Here is a 5,058-nt window from a genome sequence, read left to right as displayed (position 1 = left end):
CGTGCCCCTGCAAACGCGCCCAACTGCCGAGCCTGCCCCGCCAACGCCTCCCCACCACGCCCGGAAACCACCCACGGCACCACGCCCACACCCGCGAACACCGGGGCCGGTGGCTCATCGCCCACCACCACGGCGTCATCGGCAGTCGGCGCCTGCTCCAGCACCACATGGGCGTTGGTCCCGCTCACTCCGAAAGAGGAGACTCCAGCACGCCGTGGACGACCCGTCTCGGGCCAGTCCACCGGTTCTGTCAGTAGCGACACCGCGCCCGACGACCAGTCCACATGCGGTGTCGGCTGATCCACATGGAGCGTCCGCGGCAGCACACCGTGCCGCATGGCCAGCACCATCTTGATGACACCGGCCACGCCCGAAGCGGCCTGCGCATGGCCGATGTTCGACTTCAGTGACCCCAACCACAAGGGCCGCTCACGATCCTGGCCGTAGGTCGCCAGCAGCGCGTGTGCCTCGATCGGATCGCCCAGTGTCGTACCCGTGCCATGTGCCTCCACGGCGTCGACATCCGCCGTGGACAGTCCCGCGTTGGCCAGTGCCCGGCGGATCACCTGCTGCTGTGCCGGGCCGCTCGGGGCGCTGAGCCCATTGCTCGCACCGTCCTGGTTCAGCGCGGTACCCCGCACCACCGCGAGCACCGGGTGGCCCTGCCGCCGAGCATCCGACAGGCGCTCCAGCAGGAGCACACCGACGCCTTCGGCGAGCCCCATCCCGTCCGCGGCCGCGGCGAACGCCTTGGAACGGCCGTCCTTCGCGACACCTCGGGTGCGGCTGAAGCCGACGAATCCGATCGGCTCCACCATGACGGCGACACCACCCGCGAGCGCCATGGAGCACTCACCGGACCTGAGCGACTGCACCGCCAGGTGAAGCGCCACCAGGGAGGACGAACAAGCGGTGTCAACCGTCACGGCCGGGCCTTCCAGGCCCAGTGTGTACGCGACGCGGCCGGACAGCACGCTGGTCGCGCTGCCGGTGACGATGTGCCCCTCCACACCTTCGGGAAGGTTGTCGAGACTGCCGAAGCCCTGGTTGGCCGCGCCCACGAACACGCCCACCGGGGTTCCGCGCAGTTCCTCCGCGATGAGGCCGGCGCGCTCCACGGCTTCCCAGGAGGTCTCCAACAGCAGCCGCTGCTGGGGGTCCATCGCGACCGCCTCACGGGGCGAGATCCCGAAGAAGCCCGGGTCGAAGTCACCGACGTCCTGGACGAAGCCGCCCTCGCGGGCGTAGCAGGTGCCTTCGCGGTCCGGGTCGGGATCGTAGAGCGCTTCGAGGTCCCATCCCCGGTCCGGTGGGAAGCCCTCGATGACATCCCTGCCTTCGGCCAGGATCCGCCACAGCTCCTCCGGAGTGCTCGCACCACCCGGGTATCGGCAGCCCATGGAGACGATCGCGATCGGGTCGTCGTCGGCCGGCAGCGGCGCCGTCCGCGGCGTCTGCGGCGTCTGCGGGGCCACGGCTGCCTGCTGGCCCAGGAGTTCGGCTCCGATGTGCCGGGACAGGGCGGTGACGGTGGGCCGGTCGAAGATCACGGTGACGGGCAGCCGCAGTCCCGTTGCCGCGTTGAGGCGGTTGCGCAGGTCCACCGACGTGAGGGAGTCAAAGCCCAAGTCCCGGAAGGCGCGGCCCAGTTCCACCTGTCCGGGGCTGCTGTGACCGAGCACCGCGGCCACCTGGGCCCTGACGAGGTCCAGGAGCACCTGGTCCTGCTCCTCCGGAGGCAGATTGCCCAGCCTGGCCACCAGGCCGACCGCCTCCGCGTCGGGCTCCTTGCGCCGGTTCTCCTCCTCCGCGAGCAGGATCCGTGCGACCTCCGGGACCTCACCGAGCAACGGCCGGGGCCGTGCCGCGGTGAAGACGGGTACGAAGCGGTCCCAGTCGATGTCGGCCACCGCGATGAACGTCTCGCCTCGGTCCAGGACCTGCTGCATCGCCGCGACGGCGAGCGCGGGATCCATGAACGGGATGCCGCGCCAGCGAAGTTGCTCCTGGACGATGTCCTGGGCCATACCGCCGCCCTCGTCGCTCCAGATGCCCCACGCGATGGTGGTCCCGGCGAGGCCGCGGCCCCGCCGGTTCTCCGCTAGGGCGTCCGCGTAGGCGTTGGCCGCCGCATAGGCACCGTGGTCCCCGCTGCCCCACACACCCGCGACCGAGGAGAAGACGACAAAGGCGTCCAGCCGGTCCTCCGCGAAGATGGCGTCGAGGTTGGCCACACCGGTGAGCTTGGCCCGCGCCCCCTCGGCGAACTCGTCCAGCTCCGTGGTGGCCAGGGGGATGAGGATTCCGACTCCGGCGGTGTGCACGACGGTACGGATGGGCGGCCCATCGGCTTCGACGGTTTCGACGAGGGCTTGCAGCGCGTCGCGGTCGGTGATGTCACAGGCCGCGATCGTGACACGAGCGCCCAACGCGGTCAGCTCGGCCGACAGTTCTTCGGCGCCCGGTGCTTCGGGTCCTCGGCGGCTGAGAAGCACCAGGTGTTCCGTGCCGGTGCGGGCCAGCCAGCGGGCGGTATGGGCGCCGAGTCCGCCTGTTCCACCGGTGATCAGAGCGGTGTCGCGTGAGGTCCATGCCGGATCGGTGGACGCACGGCCGGCCGGGGCTCGGACGAGTCTGCGGTTGAGCGCTCCGGACGGGCGGAGAGCGATCTGGTCCTCGTCGGCCGAGTCGGCGAGGATTCCGCACAGGCGGGCGACAGCGCGGGCATCGAGTGTCTCGGGCAGGTCGACGAGGCCACCCCAGCGTTCCGGCTGCTCGAGCGCGGCGACGCGGCCCATGCCCCAGGTGGCGTACTGGAGCGGGTTGCGCAGTGGGTCCGAGTCACCGGTGGTGACCGCGCCACTGGTGATCAGCCACAGCGGGGCGCGTACATCGGTGTCACCGAGCGCCTGAACGAGGGTGAGGCCGGCGACAAGTCCTGCGGCGAGGTCCGGCTGGGCCGGGTGCGGCCGCTCATCGAGGGCCAGCAAGGAGAGCACCCCGCTGAACGGCGCTCCACTCGCCTCGACCGCCTCGCCGAGGAGGTCGGCAAGCCGCTCTCGGTCGGTGTCGCCGGCGTCCAGGAACAGCGGGAGGACCTGTGCGCCTTGTGCGGCGAGTCCGTCGAGGCATGCCCGCACCACATCGGAGTCCACCTCGCTGGTGGGCACGGCCACGAGCCAGGGGCCATGGAGCGTCACGGTGGGACGGTCGGCGACCGGTCGCCAGGCAATGCGGTAGCGCCAGGAGTCGATCGTTGAAGCGGCGCGGCGTCCACGACGCCAGGCGGAGAGAACAGGAAGGGCTTCGCCCAGGAGTTGCTGCGAGGTGGCGGGGTCGAGTTCGAGCGTGTCGGCAAGCGCTTCCAGGTCCTCGTGCTCGACGGCTTCCCAGAACAGCGCGTCGGTCGAGTCCGCCGCCGCCTCGGTGAGTTGCCCCTGTGACCGCAGGTCGAGCCAGTAGTGCTCGCGCTGGAAGGCATAGGTGGGCAGTTCCACGGTGCGGGGTTCATGGGCGGCCAGGACCGCTGTCCAGTCCACGGCCACACCGCGCACATACAGCTCGGCCATGGAGGTCAGGAGACGGTCCGCGCCCCCGTCGTCTCGCCGCAGGGTACCGCTGACGACCGGTGCCTCGGCACCGGCGTCCTCCCATGCCTCCTGGATCGCCATGACAAGAACCGGATGTGCACTGACCTCGAGGAAGACGTCATGCTCTTCTTCGAGGAGACCGCGCACGGCCTCGTCGAAGCGCACGCGCTGCCGCAGATTGCGGTACCAGTAACCGGCGTCCAGCGTCGCGGTGTCGATGAACTCCGCCTCGACCGTGGAGAAGAACGGCACCTCACCCGAGCGCGGAGCAACATCGGCCAGCACCTCGGCCAACCCCGACTCGATGGCCTCCACGTGGGACGAGTGCGAGGCGTAGTCCACCGGCACCGCCCGCGCGCGAATCCCCGACGCCTCACAACGCCCGATCAACTCCTCCAACGCCTCCGCATCCCCGGACACCACGACCGAACCAGGACCATTGACCGCCGCCACCGAGACGCGCCCTGCCCAGTGGGCCAGCAGCTCCTCGGCTTCGGTCAGCGGCAGGGCCATCGACACCATCCCGCCACGACCCGCGATCACCCTCAACGCACGGCTGCGCAACGCCACGACCCTGGCACCGTCCTCCAGCGACAGNCGCCGCCAGCGAGACCATCACCGCCCACGACACCGGCTGAACCACATCCACCCGATCCAGCCCCGGCGCCCCGACCACACCACGCACCACATCCAGCAACGACCAGTCGACAAACAACCCCAGCGCCGCCCCGCACGCCTCCAACGACGCCGCAAACACCGGCGAGGAGTCCAGAAGCTCCCGCCCCATCCCGACCCACTGAGCACCCTGACCGGGAAAGACGAACACCGTCCGGCCCACATCCGAGGCGACACCCCGCACCACCGAAGACACCACCTCCCCCGAGCCCAGCGAGCCAAGACCGCTCAACAACGCGTCCCGATCCCCACCCAGCACCACCGCACGGTCCTCGAACACCGAACGCGACCGCACCAACGACCACGCCACATCCACCGGTGGCAGCCCAGCCCTCGCCTCCACGAACGCACCCAACTGCCGAGCCTGACCCGCCAACGCCTCCCCACCACGCCCGGAAACCACCCACGGCACCACACCGGACACCAGCGGCGGTACCTCAGGAGCCGCTGCCTCGGCATCCGTCTCCATGGGCTCGGCCGACGCCTGCTCCAGCACGACGTGCGCGTTCGTCCCACTGCCGCCGAACGACGAGACACCGGCACGCCGGGGACGGCCGGTCTCGGGCCAGTCCTGACCTTGCGTCAGCAGGGCTACGGTGCCCGAGGACCAGTCGACGTGCGGCGTGGGCTCATCGATGTGAAGGGTTCGAGGCAGCACACCGTGCCGCATCGCCAGCACCATCTTGATGACACCGGCGATTCCCGAAGCGGCCTGTGTGTGGCCGACGTTGGACTTCAGCGAGCCCAGCCACAGCGGCTCATCGTCGGAACGTCCCTGGCCGTAGGTCGCCAG

1 pseudogene is annotated in these 5,058 nt (G+C 70.2%); it reads right to left on the bottom strand.

From position 1 onward, the window contains the following. A pseudogene (locus IEY86_RS38585) lies at positions 1-5,058 on the bottom strand (SDR family NAD(P)-dependent oxidoreductase); the annotation flags it as partial.

It is taken from the genome of Wenjunlia tyrosinilytica (assembly GCF_014646055.1).
Classification (GTDB): Bacteria; Actinomycetota; Actinomycetes; order Streptomycetales; family Streptomycetaceae; genus Wenjunlia; species Wenjunlia tyrosinilytica.
Note: the sequence above shows the minus strand (reverse complement) of the source record. Positions and strands in the feature narration are given on the sequence as shown.